Source organism: Halobacterium sp. DL1, assembly GCA_000230955.3.
Classification (GTDB): domain Archaea; phylum Halobacteriota; class Halobacteria; order Halobacteriales; family Halobacteriaceae; genus Halobacterium.
Genome location: CP007060.1, coordinates 630015 through 647479 on the forward strand (window position 1 = coordinate 630015; position 17465 = coordinate 647479).

Annotated in this window: 13 protein-coding genes and 1 pseudogene; 7 read left to right on the forward strand and 7 right to left on the reverse strand. The window is 70.9% G+C overall.

Translation table 11 applies throughout. The features are described from left to right. The first annotated feature begins 2566 nt into the window (after positions 1-2566). Complete coding sequence (locus HALDL1_04680) at positions 2567-2959, forward strand: hypothetical protein (protein ID AHG02972.1); 393 nt, start codon at positions 2567-2569, stop codon at positions 2957-2959. Here the strand turns inward: HALDL1_04680 and HALDL1_04685 are convergent, their stop codons facing one another. The 4 genes from HALDL1_04685 to HALDL1_04700 form a co-directional block, all read right to left on the reverse strand. After that, positions 2960-4345 (reverse strand): pyridine nucleotide-disulfide oxidoreductase, encoded by a 1386-nt coding sequence (locus HALDL1_04685; GenBank protein ID AHG02973.1) that lies wholly within the window; start codon positions 4343-4345, stop codon positions 2960-2962. It lies immediately after the preceding gene. 59 nt (positions 4346-4404) lie between these two features. Further along, the gene (locus HALDL1_04690) at positions 4405-6423 is read right to left on the reverse strand and encodes a DNA mismatch repair protein MutL (GenBank protein AHG02974.1); all 2019 of its coding nucleotides are present in this window, start codon (positions 6421-6423) and stop codon (positions 4405-4407) included. Positions 6424-6490: 67 nt separating this feature from the next. Beyond that, positions 6491-7666 (reverse strand): hypothetical protein, encoded by a 1176-nt coding sequence (locus HALDL1_04695; protein AHG05163.1) that lies wholly within the window; start codon positions 7664-7666, stop codon positions 6491-6493. Positions 7667-7930: 264 nt separating this feature from the next. Next, positions 7931-10528, reverse strand: a complete 2598-nt coding sequence (locus tag HALDL1_04700; GenBank protein AHG02975.1) for a DNA mismatch repair protein MutS — start codon at positions 10526-10528, stop codon at positions 7931-7933. A gap of 387 nt (positions 10529-10915) precedes the next feature. On the opposite strand from HALDL1_04700, the gene HALDL1_04705 reads away from it, so the two are divergent. Beyond that, a complete protein-coding gene (locus HALDL1_04705) occupies positions 10916-11551 on the forward strand; it encodes a hypothetical protein (GenBank protein AHG05164.1) in 636 nt (211 codons plus the stop codon). An 11-nt stretch (positions 11552-11562) separates the two neighbouring features. Here HALDL1_04705 and HALDL1_04710 read toward each other — a convergent pair whose 3' ends face one another. Both HALDL1_04710 and HALDL1_04715 read right to left on the reverse strand, forming a co-directional pair. After that, positions 11563-11856 carry a hypothetical protein gene (locus tag HALDL1_04710; protein AHG05165.1) on the reverse strand — a complete coding sequence of 98 codons (294 nt, stop codon included), beginning with the start codon at positions 11854-11856 and terminating at the stop codon, positions 11563-11565. Continuing rightward, positions 11789-12993 (reverse strand): annotated as a pseudogene (locus HALDL1_04715) (ATPase). Before HALDL1_04715 ends, HALDL1_04710 begins: the two are co-directional and overlap by 68 nt. A 153-nt stretch (positions 12994-13146) precedes the next feature. Here HALDL1_04715 and HALDL1_04720 point away from each other — a divergent pair. Both HALDL1_04720 and HALDL1_04725 read left to right on the forward strand, forming a co-directional pair. Then, positions 13147-13548 carry a hypothetical protein gene (locus HALDL1_04720; GenBank protein ID AHG05166.1) on the forward strand — a complete coding sequence of 134 codons (402 nt, stop codon included), beginning with the start codon at positions 13147-13149 and terminating at the stop codon, positions 13546-13548. A 61-nt stretch (positions 13549-13609) separates the two neighbouring features. Continuing rightward, positions 13610-14785, forward strand: coding sequence for a hypothetical protein (locus HALDL1_04725; GenBank protein ID AHG05167.1), 1176 nt, complete (start codon positions 13610-13612; stop codon positions 14783-14785). Positions 14786-14806: 21 nt separating this feature from the next. Here the strand turns inward: HALDL1_04725 and HALDL1_04730 are convergent, their stop codons facing one another. Beyond that, positions 14807-15820 carry a hydrogenase expression protein gene (locus HALDL1_04730; protein ID AHG02976.1) on the reverse strand — a complete coding sequence of 338 codons (1014 nt, stop codon included), beginning with the start codon at positions 15818-15820 and terminating at the stop codon, positions 14807-14809. Between the two features lie 114 nt (positions 15821-15934). Between HALDL1_04730 and HALDL1_04735 the strand changes: the two genes are divergently transcribed. From HALDL1_04735 to HALDL1_04745, 3 genes are all read left to right on the forward strand, one after another. Continuing rightward, positions 15935-16375 (forward strand): hypothetical protein, encoded by a 441-nt coding sequence (locus HALDL1_04735; GenBank protein ID AHG02977.1) that lies wholly within the window; start codon positions 15935-15937, stop codon positions 16373-16375. A 135-nt stretch (positions 16376-16510) separates the two neighbouring features. Continuing rightward, complete coding sequence (locus tag HALDL1_04740) at positions 16511-17239, forward strand: proteasome subunit alpha (protein AHG02978.1); 729 nt, start codon at positions 16511-16513, stop codon at positions 17237-17239. Positions 17240-17333: 94 nt separating this feature from the next. Beyond that, positions 17334-17462, forward strand: a complete 129-nt coding sequence (locus HALDL1_04745) for a hypothetical protein (GenBank protein AHG05168.1) — start codon at positions 17334-17336, stop codon at positions 17460-17462. Positions 17463-17465 lie beyond the last annotated feature (3 nt).

Below are 17465 nucleotides of genomic sequence, written 5' to 3' on the forward strand. Positions count from 1 at the left end.
CGAGCGCGTACGGGCCGCCCGCGGCGACGCCGACGACGCCGTACTCCGCGACGCCGAGCGCGTCGGTCAGCGCCGCCACGTCGTCGGCCCAGTCGGCGAACGACCAGTCGGGCGTGTACTCGGAGTGGCCGAACCCGGGGCGTTCCGGCGCTATCAGGCGGACACCCGCCCTGGTCATCGTCTCGCGGGCGACGCTGGCCGACACCCGCGACCCGGGCGTTCCGTGGAACGAGAGGACGGGCGCCCCCTCGAGGTCGCCGTACTCCGCGTACGCGAGCGTCCGGCCGTCGGGGAGGGTCACCTCGCTCGCGAAATCCCTGCGGGGCGGTCGCATGCTGTTGGTGTGATTCGTGGCCGAGGAGAAAAACGTTACTCGCGTTCTCGAGTCGGGCGGCGGCGCGCGCCCAGCGCCCTCAGCGTTCGCGTTCGAGTTGCGCGAGTTTCCCGCCCGCGAGCAGCGTCTCGCGCTCCCCGGGCGTCAGGTCCACTGCCGCCTCGAACGTCCAGTCGTCGTTCACGGAGACGGTCACGTGGTCGGCGCCGTCCCGGAGCGCGTCGGTGACGTCCTCCACGACGTCCAGGTCGTCGCCCTCCGCGAGGCGGTCGTAGGCGTCATCGGGCAGCGTCAACGGGAGCACGCCGAAGTTCACGAGGTTCGCGAAGTGGATGCGCGCGAAGCTCTTCGCCAGCACGCCGTCGACGCCGAGCACGGCGAGTTCGAGCGCGGCGTTCTCGCGGCTCGACCCCTGCCCGTAGTTCTCGCCGGCGACCACCCAGCCACCGTCGGCCGCCCGCGCTTTCTCCGGGAACGCCTCGTCGACACGGACCAGCGTGTAGTCGGCGCACGCCTGCGGGTCCGACCAGAGCGACATGACCTCCGCGTTCGCGGGCACGATGTGGTCGGTCGTGACGTTCCCGGGCGCCTTCGTGATGACCGGCCCGTCGACGTCGTCGGCGAGCGGCGGTTCCAGCGGGACGGTGCCGATGGTGTCACCCTTCACCACCTCCGTCGACGGGTCGGGGCCGAGAATCTCGGCGTCAGTCCGGGTCATGTCCGCGGGCAGCGAGACCGACGGCGGGTCGGCGTCGAGGTCACGGGGGTCGACGATCTCGCCCGCGATGGCGCTCGCCGCGACGACCTCGGGGGACGCGAGGTAGACGCTGTCGTCGGGCAGCCCCGAGCGGCCCTTGAAGTTCCGGTTGAACGCGCGGAGGCTCACGGAGTCCGACGCGGGGACGTGGCCCTGACCGATGCACGCGCCACAGGTCGCCTCCGAGAGGTTCACGCCGGCGGCGTACAGTTCCGCGGTGCCGCCCTCCCGGGCGAGCACCTCGACGGCGCGCTTGGAGGCGGGCGCGACAACGAAGTCGGTCTCCCCGGCGACGACCTCGTCCTCGACGACGGCCGCGACCGTCGCCACGTCGAAGTACGACCCGTTCGTGCAGGTGCCGACAATGCACTGGTCGACCGGGGTACCGGCGACCTCCCCGACGGGGACGACCTTGTCGGGCATCGACGGCTTCGCGACGAGCGGCTCGATTGCCGCGAGGTCGACGTCGATGCGGTCGTCGTAGTCGGCGCCGTCGTCCGGCGAGAGCGGCGTGAACGCGTCCTCGCGCCCGAGGCGGCGGAGGTGGCGGCGGGTCCGGTCGTCGCTCGGGAAGACGGCGGTCGTCGCGCCCAGCTCCGTCGTCATGTTCGCGATGGTGCAACGCTCGGGCACCGACAGCGATTCCACGCCCGGCCCGGTGAACTCGAAGACCTTCCCGACCCCGCCCTCGACGGAGAGGCGCCGCAGCAGTTCGAGGATGACGTCCTTCGCGGACGACCAGTCGGGGAGTTCGCCCTCGAGGCGGACCTCCACTATCTCCGGCATCTCGAACGTGTACGGGGCGCCGCCCATCGCGGTGGCGACGTCGAGGCCGCCGGCGCCGATGCCGATGGCGCCGAACCCGCCCATCGTCGTGGAGTGGGAGTCACAGCCGAGGAGCGTCGCGCCGGGTTCGATGAACCGCTCCCGGTGGACCTGGTGGCAGATGCCGTTGCCGGGTTTCGAGAAGTGGCCGCCGTAGCGCTGGGCGGCGGTCCGCAGGTAGCGGTGCGTGTCCGTGTCGTCGCTGTCGAACTGGTACACCTGGTGGTCGGCGTACGTCACCGCGACGTCGGTCTGCACCTCGTCGAACCCCAGCGCCTCGAACTCGATCCAGACGAGCGGGCCGAGGACGTCCTGCAGCAGCACCTGGTCGACGTCGATAGCGACGGTCTCACCCGGCGTCAACTCGCCGTCGGCGAGGTGGTCGCCGAGCAGTTGTTCGGTCAGTGTCCGCGGCGAATCCATGCCAGTCACTCGCACATACACGGAAAAGACCCTGTCGCTCTTCTCAGGGTTCGCCGTGAGTCGCGGGAGACTCCGAGCGAAGCGAGGAGTCTCCTGTTTCGCGACGGCCGAACGGAGTGAGCCGTGAGCCGTGGGAACTCCACGCTCGGCAGCCCCCGGGCCCAGGCGGCCGAACGTGCCCGAACTCGTCACACAGTATTACGTAGTTCGCAGTGCTACAATCGGGCATGGGACAGGAGACGTCGTACACGCCCGACGAACTCGCATCGGAACTCGTCTCGGCCTCCCGGACGACGGTGGGCGACAGCCTGCGCAGCATCACCTACTTCACCGAGGACCAAGAGGAACAGCTCTACCTCCGCAGCGACCTCGAACCCGACGCCGACCTCGTCGGGTTCGCGGACAACGAGCGCCTCGGCTTCCGCTCGCAGGCCGTCTACGACGACACAGAACTCGGGGCCTACCAGTTCACCATCCGCGTCTTCGAGCGCGGCTTCCTCACCCGCGTCATCGCCGGCGACCACGGCTCGTTCGTCACCACCGACGAGATGCCGACCGAGGAGTTCGAGGAGCTCGCGAGCGCGGTCCGCAGCGTCCTCGGCTCCCACGACCCGCCCTGACTACAGCGCCGCCTTCGCCTCGCGGAAGAGGCCGTCGAGGATCTCCGGCGTCGTCGGGTGGTACGCCCGGTCGGGAATCTCCCGCACGTCCATCCCGCCCCTGACAACGACTTGCATCGTCTTCGCCATCGCGTCCGCGTCGTAGTGGAGTCCGTGGTAGCCTAGCACCGTCCCGTCGTCCGCGTCGACGACCAGGCGAGCCATCCCGCGCGCCGCGTCCTTCGTCTTGAACACCCCGTCGTCACTCGCCTCGCGGTGGGCGGTCACCACTTCGTGACCCGCGTCGCGGGCCTCCTCGGCGGTCATCCCGAGCGAGGCGTAGGGGTAGACGCCGAGGCCCGAGAAGACGACCGAGTGGACGATGGGGTTGTAGCGTTCGAGTGCCTCGCCGCGCTCGGCGCGCAGGACGTTCCGGCCCGCGACGAACCCCTCCTCCTTGGCGGTGTGGAGCAGCATCCGTTCGCCGATGGCGTCCCCGACGACGAAGACACGGTCGTCGTCGTTGGACTGCATCGTGGCGTCCACCCAGCCCGGGCCGGGGAGGAGTTCGGTCTCCCCGATGCCCGCGGGGAACGACTGCCGGCGACCCGTGAACAGGAACAGCTGGTCGCCCTCGGCCGTCGTGCCGTCGTCGAGGTGGACGCGCACGCCGCCGTTCGCGGTGGGTTCGACGGACTCCTCGTACACCTCCGTGCGGATTTCGACGTCGAACTCCTCGCGGTACATAGCCAGCAACTCGTCCCCGAACGAGGGGTCGGCGTCGTGCAGGGGTCGCTCGTCGTGCTCGATGACGGTGAGGTCCATCCCCGCGGCCTCCGAGAGGTACGGCACGAGTTCGAGGCCGACGTAGCCAAAGCCCATCACGACGCCGGAGTCCGGGAACGCCGTGGCGTCGAGGACGTCCGCGCTCCCCATCCAGTCCACCTCGTCGACGCCCGGGAGGTCCGGGACGTTCAGCGTCGACCCCGTCGCGAGCACGACGTAGTCGGGTTCGAGCCGGTCGCTGCCGACGTCGAGCACGCAGTCGTCGACGAACTCCGCGGTCTCGTGGCGGAACGTGACGTTCTCGCGCTCTTCCATCTCCTCGATTCGCGCGCGGCGGTGCTCCGCGAACCCGAGCACGTGGTCGTCTTTCGTCTCCACGACCGCCTCCAGGTCGACCTCCGGAACACCCGTCAGCCGGTGGTCCGCCCGGGCCTGATAGCGGTGTGCCGCCGCCGACAGCACCTCCTTTGAGGGCATACAGCCCCGGAGGATGCAGAGCCCGCCGCCCGGTTCGCCGTCGTCGACGAGCGTGAGTTCGACGTCCGCCTTCGCGAGCACGGTGGCGGCCGCGACGCCCGCGCTCCCGTACGCCCCCACGATGACGACGTGTGGCCTGCTCATGTGTCAGTAGAGACGCGCCCGCAAGAAATGCGTTCGGCCCACTGGCGGCGCTCGCCGACTCAGTCCTCGCGCCGCCGGCCGCCGTGGCCGGGGTAGTCCCGCTCGAAGCGCGACGCGAGTTCGTCGGCGTCCACGCGGATGAGGGTCGGCCGGCCGTGTGGGCACGCGAACGGATTCTCGCAGTCGTCCAGCGCGTCCAGCAGTGCGACGACCCGTCCCTCCGCGAGCGACGTGTTCCCGGTGACTGCGGGCCGACACGCCATGTCCGCGAGCAGGTCGTCGGCCGCGTCCCCCGCGGGGTCACTGCCGGTCTCCGCGACGAACGCCGCGAGCACGTCCCGCGCCAGTTCCGGGTCCAGCGCATCCGCGAGCACCGCCGGCACCGCCTCGACGCGCGCTCGCCGCCCCTCCAGCGTCGCTTCGAAGCCGAGGTCCCGGAGGGCCGCGAGCGCCGCGTCGAACACCGCCGCCTCGCCCGCCGTGAGTTCGAGTTCCACGGGCTCTACGAGCGCCTGTGACGTGCCGTCGAGTCGCGCCCGGAGCCGCTCGTAGTGGACGCGTTCGTCCGCCGCGTGCTGGTCGACCAGCACGAGGCCGTCGTCCGTCTCAGCGACGACGTACGTCCCCGCCAGCTGCCCGAGCACGCGCATCTCCGGGAGGCTGTCGAAGCCCTCGTCGGGGTCGTCGGATTCGTCGGTCGCGAGCCGAGCGTTCTCCGTCGGCGGGTCGAACGACCGGTCGTCTGCGCCCGCCGGTGTCTCCCTGCTCGTCGGTGCCTGCCCGTCCGCCGGTGTCTGCTCGCTCGCAGGTTCCTCCCGTTCGCCGGAGTAGCCCGGCTCAGACGCCGTTCCGTCCGACGAACTGCCGAACTCGCGCTGTCGGCTCGAACCCGCTGTCGACTCCTGCCGAGCCGTCGAGTCGCCCCCGCTATTCTCTCGACTCGGTGCTCCCAGTTCGCTGGCTCCCGTCCCGGCCTCGGTTCCAGTACCCTCTTCTCGCTCGTTCGTGTCGACCGCGGACTCCGGCGCTATCTCCGTGTCGCCGGGCTTCGACCGGCCGCGGGGGGCCTGCGAGCGGACGAGGCCCGAGTCCAGAAGCGCGTCCCTGACGGCCTCGCGGACGGCGCGTTTCACGCCCTCTTCGTCCTCGAAGCGGACCTCCATCTTCCGCGGGTGGACGTTGGCGTCCACGCCGTCCACCTCGACGAACAGCACCGCGAACGGGTACCGGTCGTTCGCCAGCTGGCCGCCGTAGGCGTCGAGGACGGCCTCCCGGAGCACGGCGTCGCGCACGGAGCGCCCGTTCACGAACGTCGCGAGGTACTCCCGGGTCGCCCGTGTCACCTCCGGGTCCGAGACGTAGCCGTGCACGCGCTCGACGGGGCCTCCGGGCGCGGCGTCCACCTCGCGGAGCGACTGGGCGACCTCCCGGCCGTAGACGGCCAGGGCGGCGTCCCGCACGTCGCCGGTGCCCGTCGTGGCGAACACCTCGCGGCCGTCGTGGGTCAGCGACACCGCGACGTCCGGGTTGGCGAGCGCGTACCGGGTCACCGCGCGGTTGACGTGCGCGAACTCTGTCGCCGGGCGCTTCAGGTACTTCCGGCGCGCCGGCGTCTCGGCGAACAAGTCGGCCACGTCGACGGTGGTGCCGGCGGGCCGTCCGGCGGGACGTAGGTCGCCGACGGCGCCGTGTTCGACGACGAGTTCCGCACCCGAGTCGCCGGCGTCGCGCGGCCGCGTCGAGATGGTCATCCGGGAGACCGACCCCACCGTGTACAGCGCTTCGCCGCGGAAGCCGAGCGTCGCCACGCCGTCGAGTTCACTCGCGTCGCCGAGCTTGCTCGTGGTGTGCTGGCGTACTGCCGCCCGGAGGTCCTCGCCGGTCATTCCGCGGCCGTCGTCGGCGACCACGATTCGGTCGATGCCGCCGTTCTCGACGGTGACGTCGATGCTCGAGGCGCCCGCGTCGAGGCTGTTCTCGACGAGCTCCTTCACGACGCTCGCGGGGCGCTCGACCACCTCGCCGGCGGCTATCTGGGCGACCGTCGCGTCGTCGAGCTGCCGGATGCGCTCGCTCACTGTCGCGCCTCCACGTCGCCCTCGCTCATTGCCTGAGTCGAGACGGGGGGCGCGTATGAATCTCCCGCTACTCGGCGTCGGCGTCGAAGTTGCCCAGCGACCAGCGGCCGCTGACGGTCGCGTCGAACCCGTCGTAGAGGAGGCCGTTCGCCCACTCCCCGTCCGGGTTCCAGCCACACTCCGAGCCGCGGCTCTCGGTCACGGAGAACCGCGTGCCGACGTGCCCGCTCCCCGCCGCCAGGAGCGACACGACGCCGGAGTGGTCGAAGACGGCCACGGTGTCCTCGTGGACGTCGACTGCGCCGACTGGCGTGCCGAGGGACTCCGTCCACTGTGTCTCGCCGTCGGTCGCCCGGAGGGACCGTACGCGGCCGTTCTCGGTTCCCACGAACAGGTCCGAGCCAGCCATCGCGACGGCGCCGACGCCCGCGTCGAGCGAACGCTGCCAGCGCTGCTCTCCGCTGGCCGGGTCGAACGCTGTGACGGCTCCCGCGGTGTCCGCGACGTAGACGGAGGCGCGGTCCTCGTCGTGCACGAGCGGGGCCCACACGTCTCCCGGAGCGCTCTCGCGCCACCGCCGCTCGCCGGAGTCGAGCGCGACGCCGTGGACGCCGCCGGCTCTCGTGGCCACCACCACGGTGCTCTCGTGGACGACCGGCCCGACGAACGCCACGTCGTCGATACCGGACTCCCAGCGCACGCTCCCGTCGGCCGCCTCCAGAGCGAGCAGGCGGTGCGTGTACGCCTCGCGGTCCCCCGGGTCGGGGTCAGGCTGGTCGGAGTGGCTGACCGCGACCAGAATCGCGCCGTCCGTGCGGGCGGGCTGTCCCCACGCGCCGCCGCCGTACTCCTCGTTCCCGCCCGCGTCGTACGTCCAGCGGAGGTGGCCGCTGGGCTGGTCGAAGGCGTGGACGTGGTCGCTGCCTGTGCCGACCGCGACGAGGTCGCCGTCCGCGTACGGCACCCCGCCGCCGTCGCCGCCGATGGTGTACGCCCAGCGGATTTCGCCGTACTCGACGTTCGCCACCCGGTTCAGTTCGCTGCCGCCGGTCAGGGCGAACCCCTCGGAGACGAGGAGGCCGTTCGGGCTGGGCACCGGCCGCGACCAGCGGTCGCCGCCGACGGTCCAGTTGGGCTTGCGCATCGCCGGGCAGGAGTCGCCGTCGCGCGTCAGGAGGTAGCCGCCCGCCGCGGCGGCGCTCCCACCGAGCGCGGCGAGCAGTTGTCGGCGACTCAGCTCCATCGGTTCCTCGGCAGTCCAGGGGTATCGTGCATAGGTGCGGTGGTCTCGGTGGCTCGAAGTGGTCGTGGTCGGCCGTCCTACACGAACCCAGTGTCGTGCGTCGAGCGGGCTTCACGTTCGCTGCTATGGTGTTCTGTCGCCCTTCCGCTGTCTCCGACGACGGGGAGGGGTACGGGAGGGTGGCTGGCTGGCGGGCACCGGCTGGTGCGACCGTGCTGTCGTGGAGACAACTGCTTCTGGGCCGAGAATAAGTCTTCTGTGTGCTCAGTCCTCCAGGCGCTCCTGCCACCGCTGGACCTTCGACAGGAGTTCGACCGGCGGCGTCTCGTTCACGTCGACGTCCTGGAGGTCCGCCAGAACTGACGCTGTCTCGGGGTCCAGGCTCTCACTGTCCCCGCCGTCCAACGCCGCGAACTCCCCGGCGTCGAGGTCGAAGACGGCCTGCACGCGTTCGCTCGCGGAGCCCCGGGCCTCCACGGCCTTCTCCTCACGGAGGCGGTCGAGGACGTCCCGCGACCGCTCCACGACCGGGTCGGGGACGCCAGCCAGGTCGGCGACGTGGACGCCGTACGAGCGGTCGGTCGCGCCGTCGCGGACCGTCCGGAGGAACGTCACCTCGCCGTCGCGCTCCTCGGCAGCGACGTGGACGTTCGCCACGTCGTCGAGGTGGTCCGCGAGCGCCGTCAACTCGTGGTAGTGGGTGGCGAACAGGGTCTTCGCGCGCACCTCGTTGTGGATATACTCCGTGGCCGCCCACGCGATACTGATGCCGTCGTAGGTAGCGGTGCCGCGACCCACTTCGTCGAGGACGACGAGCGAGCGCTCGGTGGCGGCGTGGAGGATGCGACTCAACTCCTGCATCTCTACCATGAACGTCGAGCGGCCCTGCGCGAGTTCGTCCAGGGCGCCGACGCGGGTGTAGATACCGTCGACGAGACCGATTCTGGCAGAGCCCGCGGGGACGAAGCTCCCGACCTGCGCGAGCAGGACGATCAGCGCGACCTGGCGCATGTACGTCGACTTCCCGCTCATGTTCGGTCCCGTGACGACGAGGAACCGTCTGCCCGGACCGAACCCGGCGTCGTTCGGCACGAACTCCGTGGACTGCTCGACGACGGGGTGGCGGCCACTCCGTATCTCCAGGTCGTCACCCGCGACGAGTTCGGGGCGCGTCCAGCGGTTCGCGGCGGCGTGTTCGGCGAGGCTCGCGAGCGCGTCCAGTTCCGCGAGCGCCCGGCCCGCGTCCTGGAGCAGTTCGGCGTGCTCGCCGACGCGCTCCCGGAGGTCACAGAACAGGCGGTACTCGAGGTCCCCGCGCTCCTCCTCGACGCGCAAAATGTGGCGCTCCCGGGTCTCCAGTTCCTCGGTCGTGTAGCGCTTCGAGTTCTTGAGGGTCTTCACCTCGCGGTAGTCGTCGGGGACGGCGTCGGTCTCCGAGCGCCCGACCTGGAGGTAGTAGCCGTCGGTCTTGTTCCGGTCGACTTGCAGGTGGGCGACGCCGAGGCGCTCGCGCTCGCGGTCCGCGAGGCCGTCGAGCCACTGCTCGTGCTCGCGGTGCTCGGCGAGCAGTTCGTCGAGGGCGTCGTCGTAGCCCCCGCGGAGCAGGCCGCCCTGCCGGAGCGTTTTCGGCGGGTCGTCGGCGAGCGCGGCCGCCAGTTCCTCCCGCAGGCCCGCGACCGCCTCGCGGTCCACGCGCGCCAGCACGTCAGCAGCGGGCGATTCGGCGAGGTCCGGGTCGGTGGTCAGCGCGTCCGCGACCTCGGGTAGCAGCGCGAGCGTGCGCCGGATCCGCAGCAGGTCGGTGGCGTCCGCGCGGCCGCCCGCCGTCCGACTAGCGAGGCGTTCGAGGTCGTACGTCTCGCCGAGGGACTCGCGCAGGGCATCCCGCGCGAGCGGCGCGTCGGCGAGCGCGGCCACTGCGGCCTGCCGGCGGTCGAGTTCTGCGCGGTCCTGCAGGGGGCGCAGCAGCCACGACTCGAGGCGACGGCCGCCCGCCGCGGACACCGTGTGGTCGATGGTGTCGAACAGCGACCCGTCTCCCTCGCCGGCCATCGTCGCGGTCAGTTCGAGGTTACGCTGCGTTGTCGCGTCCAGTTCCACGTGGTCGTCCGCGCGGTAGGGCTGGAGGCGGGTGAGCGAGGCCAGCACGCCCGCGTCCGTGTCGGCGACGTAGCCGATGGCGGCGCCCGCCGCCCGGACCGCGGCGCTCTCGCGCTCGACGCCGAGGCTGTCGAGGGCGCCGTCGCCGAACTGCTCGCGCACCTCGTGGGTCGCCTTCCCCGGGGCGAACGCGCCCGCCTCGTGGAGCGTCAGCGTCGCGGCCGTTCGGTCCCGGAGCGCAGTGAGGAACGCGTCGTCACTACGCAAGTCCGGGCCGGTGAGCACCTCCTCGGGCGCGAACCGGTGGAGTTCGGTGAACGCGTCGGCCTCGCTGGCCGCGTCCGTGACGTGGAACTGCCCAGTAGTGACGTCGACGAACGCCAGCCCCCAGTCGTCGTCCCGCACGACGGCGGCGAGGTAGCGGGCCTCGGCGCCCGTCGATTCGAGCATCGTGCCGGGCGTGACGACCCGCGTTATCTCGCGGCTGATGTCGTCGGCGTCGTCGTCGCGCTGGTCGGCGATAGCGACCCGGTTGCCGCGCTCGACGAGCGCCGCGAGGTACGGCGTCAGGTCGTCGACGGGCACGCCCGCCATCGGGTAGGCGGAGCCGTGACTCGACTTCTCGGAGACCTTCAGGTCGAGGGCGTCGCCGACCGCTCGGGCGTCGTCGGCGAAGAACTCGTAGAAGTCCCCCACCTGCATCGCGAGCAGGTCGGCGTCCGTCTCCGCCTTCAGGTCGAGGAACTCCTCGACTACGCCCATGGGGTCCTCCGCGTACTCATCACCCCGTGGTCGTGCGGGAGCGGACAAGAAGGCTCCGGGTCGGCAGCCCAGACCACCTGCCGGGAGCGAGTCGACCGTGGGAAGGCAGGGAGACACCGGCAACGAGCTTCCATACCGAATCTAGCAAGAACTCTGAAGGAGTGCCGCCGGCTGCGAGTTTGTGGCGGGCGCGTCGTGACAGGTCAGTACCGTTGGATAACCTTCATTGGTGGCGACTGAGTGGGGACTAGTCCAACGTAGGGAACCGCACCGAGAAAGGGCAGCTGGTAGGACATCTGTCCTTCTCACTACGGCATCAAAAACGTTGCCCAGGCGTAGTGGCGACGCTGGCGCCGGCGTGACTCGGTGGGCCCACGAGGGGACACCATGGGAACGGGTACGATCGACGAGGACGAGAGCACCAGACAGGACGAGCTGCGGCGCCTCGACGGCGACCACCGCGTCGACGTGCGCTGGCCGTCGGGAGCGGCGGCAGTCGAGGCGCCGCAGCGGGTCGCGACCGACGGCGGGCGGACGACCGCCGCGCCGGAGGTCGGCCGCACCGACTCAGAGTACGAACGCGGCACCGCTGCGAACAGCGACGCGCACGAGGCGTTCGCGTGGCTGGCGATCGCCCCGCTCGCGCTCACCGTCGTCGGCCTCGCGGCTGGCCTGCTGTTCGGCTTCCAGTTGTTCGACACGGGGACCGCCGGGAGCGCGACCCTCCTCCCGTACGTCGTGCTCGTCCCGTACTTCCTCGTCGGCCTCGCGGGCACGCTCTGGCTGTTCCACGACGCCGAGCAGCGGGCAGACGCGGGCGCCGACTGGCAGCCGAACCCGTGGCTGTACGTGCTCGGTGGTGCCTGCGTTCTGGAACTCTACTACCTCGTACCGGTCCTCCGTGGCGCCGTCGACCCACCCGTCGTTCCATACCTCACCGGCGGCTTCGTTGTCGCCGTGTTCCTCTCGGCAGTCGTTTCGGGTCCGGTCTACTTGCTCGCGCGCCGCCGCGCCCTCGACTAGTTCCTCAGTCCTCAGACGACCGTGACCGCGAGGTAGGCCAGCGCAGAAACAGTGACCAGCGCCCCGAGACCGACCAGCCGGTCCGCCAGGGGGTTCCTCTGGCGGCGCGCCCACTCGCTCTCGGGGTCGACCGACTGGACCGTCGGCACCGCGGGCTGTCGGTCGCCGCCGTCGAGGGCGTCGAGCGCCCGCTCGCCCAGTTCGCGGAGCTCCCGGCCGAGCCACCGGACGCCCTGGTCAGCGGCCTTCCCCCCTTCGCGGCCGAGCAGCGACAGCCCGCTGGCCGTCCGGCGGGCGCCGACCAACGCGACGTGGGCGACCAGTTGCCCGAACTCCAGCAGGGCGCTCCGCGGGTCGTCGGCGGACACCGGCTGCGCCGGGCCGGCGGTCTGCGCCGGCCTGGCCGGCCCCGGATCTCGATTGGGGCCGCCTTCGGTGACTTCGTGCGCTTCGATGATCTCGGTCTCGTCGGTCGCCTGGGGCTCGTCGTCCTCGTCGGCCTCGGTGTTCTCGGTGGTCGTGGTGTCCACGTCGTCGGTGGACGGACTGCCGTCGACGTCGACGGTCGGCAGCGGGTCGACGTCCGCGGCGGTCGCCCCGAAGCGCTCCAGCCACGCCTCGTCGACGGGTTTCAGGTCCGGCGTGTCGGCCTCCCCGAACCCCGGCGTCGCGCCGGCGTCGAACGTGCGCTTGCGGCGGAACTGCACGCGCTTGACGCCCTCCTCCCAGTCCGCCATCAGGAACGCCTCGCCGTCGCCCAGCGTCTCGACGTCCGTCGAGTACGACCCGCCGAGAATGCGGTCGACGACCTTCGTGTCGTTCGCCCAGGTGAGGCGGTGCCAGACCAGCCAGTCGCACTGCGTGATGAAGTCCTTGTCCACGGACGCGGGGCGCTGGGAGAGCCCACAGAGTCCGAGGCCGCGTTTCCGGCCGCGCTTGGCGACCCGGACGATCATCTCGCCCACGTCGTCGAGGCCGCCCTTCTCGGGGACGAACTCGTGGACCTCCTCGACGAGCAGGAGGAACGGCTGCCTGACGTCCCGCGCCTGCGAGAACAGGTGTTTCGTCACCTCGTACACCAGCCGGTCGGCCACGTCGCCCTCCAGGAACCCCGAGACGTCGAGGACCACGGGAACGCCCTCCGACAGCGCGATGTTCGCGATTGCCTCTGCGTCGCCGGCGCCGACGACGGCGTCACAGCGGTCGCTCGCGCCCAGGTGCAGCACCTCGTACTCCTCCTTGAGGCCGTAGTACTCGCCGTCCGTGTCGATGATGAGGAGGCGCGCCTCGTGGTCGAGCAGCTCCTCGACGAGCACGCTCGCCGTGTTCGACTTCCCGGAGCCGGACTTGCCAGTGACGAACCCTCTGCCGGTGAGCACGTCTGTCGCCGGCAGCGTCACGTCGTCCTCGGTCACCTCCAGTTCGTCGCCGCGCTGGACCATGCTGAGAAGGTTGTTACACCCCCGGGGATATATGCTTCCTGTCCGTTCGAGACTGCGCCAGCCAGGGCGGCCGGCCGCAACTCCGGAGCCGCACGACGCGCGTCGTGCGGACCCCACCAGACTTAACTCGTGCGTCGGCGAGTCAGAGACGAGATGGACCGTACGTACCTGCGGCAGGCCGTCGGACTGGTCGCGCTCTCGACGGTGGTGCTGACGGCGGCGTTCGTCGGCGTGGTCGCACTCGGCCAGGGGCGGGCCGCCGGCGCGGTCAACCGCGTCCCGTTCTACGCGCTCGGGGGCGCCGTCGTCTTCGTCACGACGCTGGTCACGCTCGAGGACCCCGAGGAGGGCGGCGTCCCGATTCTCACCTCGACCGTCGCGGTGACGGTGATCGGGTTCGCACTGCTCGCGCTCGGCGGCGAGGGCGTCATCTACGGGGCGCGGGACCCGGGCCGACTCGGCACGAGTCTCGTCGCCTACTTCGTCGCGGCCGCGCTCGTCTGCACCGGCAGCGTCTACTGGGGGCTGAACCACTGGCGGGAGTTCACGGCGTAACTGTCGGCAGGCGAGTGGACCGACCACAACCAGTTAGTGGCTGCTCTCCGAATCGAAGGGTATGACAGCCGGGCGTCTCCGCGTCGTGCTCGCGTGTGCCCTCCTCCTGTTCGCGGGCTGTACGGCGCCGACGGCCGACAGCCCGGCACTCGGGGACACCGGGGAGCCGTCCGTCGACGAAACGACGACCACCGACGACGAGCCACCGCAGGGCGTCCGGGTCGTCGAGGGTGACCTCGGCTTCGACGTGAACCGGACGTTCGACCGGGTCGAGTCGCTCGTCGGCGCGGAGTACCCGGGCACCACCGTCGTCGTCCGCGACCTCACCAGCTACAAGACCGCGGACCTGGGGATGGTGCCGTTCTTCCGGGTCTTCGACGTCTCGAACCCCTCACTCGACGCCGACGACCCCGCGGGGCTGACAACCCTCGAGGCCCGGGTCTACCTCTCGCCTGCGGAGGCCGGACCCGCGCGCCTCGAACAGGTGCTCGCCCACGAGTTCGTCCACGTCGCGCAGATCCGCGAGGAGATGGTGCCGTGGTTCGGTGCCCTCTCACTGGGGCGCGTCTCCCTGGACGAGCGGTTCGCCCGCCGCGCGCTCGTCGAGGGCGGCGCCGTCTACGTCACCGACCAGTACACCCGGGAGCACCTGAACGTCACGCTGCAGTCCGAACACATCGCCGAGCGGTACGAAGCCGGCTCCTCGGGCGACCGCATCGTCTACAGCCAGTACTACTTCGGCTCCCAGTACGTGAACGCCAGCATCGACGATCCCGCGGACCTGGCCGACGTGTACGACGACGCGCCCAGGACGACCGAGAACGTCCTCCACCCCGGGGCGTCCGACGAACTCGCCCCGCTCGACGTGACCACCGACACCGGGGAGTTCGAGCTCGTGCAGTCGCCGACCGGTCGTGCGGGCGAACTCGTCACGCGCATCACGCTCCGCGACGCCACCGGGAAGCCGCAGGCCGTGAACGCCAGCGAGGGGTGGGGCAACGACCGCGTCGTCGTCTTCGAGGACGGCTGGGAGCGCTCGGTCGCGTGGGTGACCCGCTGGGACACGGCCGCCGACGCCGACGAGTTCGCCGCCGCTGCGCGCACGCTCGGCAACGAGACGGACACCAAGGCGTTCCGGACCACGCGACTCGACGAGGAGACGGTCGTCGTCTTCGCGGGCACCGAGTCGTTCGTCGAGACGGCGTCGGCGTCCGGCAACGTCACCATCTCCGCCTGACCTCGCCACTCCGCTGCTCTGTTACTCGCGGAACCGCTCGCGTGCGGCCTGGTACGCCGGCCACAGCGGGTCCGAATCGGGTTCCGCCAGCGGGTCGCCGTCCACGGTGACTCCGGCTCCTTCCTCGACGACGCCCACGTCCGCGGCGCGAATCCCCGCTGAATCGAGTGCGCCGAGCACTGCGTTCACGTCCCCCGAGTCGACCGTGAGCACGACGGTGCCCTCACTGGAGGCCGTCCACGGGTCCATCCCGAAGAGTTCACACACCTCCTGCACACCCGCGCCGACCGGCACGCGCTCGCGCTCGACCGCCAGCGAGACGCCGCTCGCCGCGGCGAGTTCATGGAGGCCGTTGGCGAGGCCGCGCTCGGTCGCGTCGTGCATCGCCGTGACGTCCCCCGCCGCGGCCGCCGTGAGCGCGTCCCGGACGGGACTCGCCTCCTCGAAGCGCTCCCTCGCTGCCGCGACGACGTCGTCGCCCAGCGGGAGGTCGTCGCCGAACAGCACGCCGAGCAGTCCGACGGACTCGATGGCCGGCCCCTTCGTGACGACGACCCGGTCGCCCGGGTGGGCGCCGGTCGGCACCACCAGGTCCGCGGGGTCACCGACCGCGAGCGCCGTCGCGCCGCCCACAGTGGGGAACGCACACCCCTCGTAGGTGCCCGTGTGCCCGGTCGTGATACTCGCGCCGAGGTCGCGGGCCTCCCGGTCGAAGACCGCCCAGATGTCGTCGAACGTCTCCGTGCTCGTCCCCGGCGGGAGGTTGAGGGTCACGGAGAGGTGCGCCGGTGGCAGCCCCGACAGCGCTACGTCGCTGACGCAGATGTGGAACGCGAACCAGGCCGCCCGCTCGACGCCGAGTTCGCGCAGCACGAACACGGGGTCCGTGGCGAGCGCGAGCACCCGGTCGCCGACGTCCACGACGCCGAAGTCGGCGCCGTAGGTCGGCCCGAGGCGCACGTCCGCGCGCTCGGCGCCGGTCCGGCCCGCGACGTGGTCCGCGAAGAACTCCCGGCTTGCTTTCCCGTCGTCCATGGCGGCGCTTCGGGCGCCCGCCTCAAGTAGCCCTGCGAATCGCGGCGGCGGTCAGTTTCCCCCGGTCGTGGACCGCCAGCAACAGTTTTCCTCGCGTCTCGCCAACCTGTCGGTATGCCCCTCGGTTCGACGCCCGCCGTCTCCGCACAGTCCATCCGTCCAGCGGTCTTCGCCGGTCCACTCGCGGTCTGGGTGGTCATGGCCGTCCTCGCAGTGGCGAACGGCGTGTTCCGGGAGACCGTGATAATCCCGCGAATCGGGGAGTATCCGGGCCACGTCGTGAGCACGCTGGTGCTGGTCACCGCCATCCTCGTCGTCGCCGCCGCGTACTTCGCGACGACGGGGACGACGTACACGGACGCCGAACTGCTGCTCGTCGGCGTCGGCTGGACGGTACTCACGGTGGGCTTCGAGTTCCTCGTCGGTGCCGCCGAGGGCACGCCGGTCTCGGTGACGCTCGGGCAGTACGACGTGTTCGCCGGGCAGGTGTGGATTCTGGTGCCGCTGACGCTGCTGGTCGCGCCGTACCTCTTCGGTACTCTGTTCGCGAAGTAGCGGTCTCGGAACCCCTGGCGGGCGCATAGAGGGAGCCAAATCCCTCTCGCTGCCGGCGCTGGTGTGGGCGCTGCGGGCCATGCCGAAAGTCAAAGCCCTTTACGTCGGGGTGACTTACGTCTGGTCAAGGAAACCATGCAGGGTCAGAACCAGCAGCAGGCCTACGACCGCGGTATCACGATCTTCTCCCCGGACGGCCGACTCTACCAGGTCGAGTACGCGCGGGAGGCAGTCAAGCGCGGCACGGCGAGTATCGGCGTCCGAACCGCCGAGGGTGTCGTCCTCCTCGTCGACAAGCGCACGCGCTCCCCGCTCCTCGAGGGGTCCAGCGTCGAGAAGCTCCACAAGGTCGACGACCACGTGGGTGCCGCGAGCGCGGGTCACGTCGCCGACGCCCGCCAGCTCATCGACTTCGCGCGCCAGCAGTCCCAGGTCGAGCGCGTCCGCTACGACGAACCCATCGGCGTCCGCACGCTGACCAAGGAGGTCACCGACCACATCCAGCAGTACACGCAGGTCGGCGGCGCGCGCCCGTTCGGCGTCGCGCTCCTCATCGCGGGCGTCTCCGACGGCGAACCCCGCCTCTTCGAGACGGACCCCTCGGGCACGTCCAACGAGTGGAAGGCAGTCGCCATCGGTTCGGACCGCTCGGCCATCCAGGAGTACCTCGAGGACGAGTACGACGCCGACCTCACCGTCGACGACGGCATCGACCTCGCGCTGCGCGCGCTCAACGAGGGCCGCGAGGGCGCACTCGAGGGCGAGGGCGTCGGCATCGCGGTCGTGGACGCCGAGACCGCGACCTACCGCGAACTCGACGCCGAGGAAGCCGAAGCCCACATCGAGGAACTCGACATCGAGTAACCCGCCGGCCAGTTCTCCGTTCGGTCGCAATTGCTTCTCCGCAGGGAGCCTGGAGTGACGACCGACGGGTTCGTCGCTGGACACCGACCACTCCGTGTGGGACACGCTGTGGGTCACGACTAGCGCAGACGAACCGACGGACGAGGACCGTCTGTGCGTCCCCGAGGGCTGCGTCCTCCCGCTCGTCGACGACGGCCGCGCGTGCGCGCGTCCGACGACCTGACAC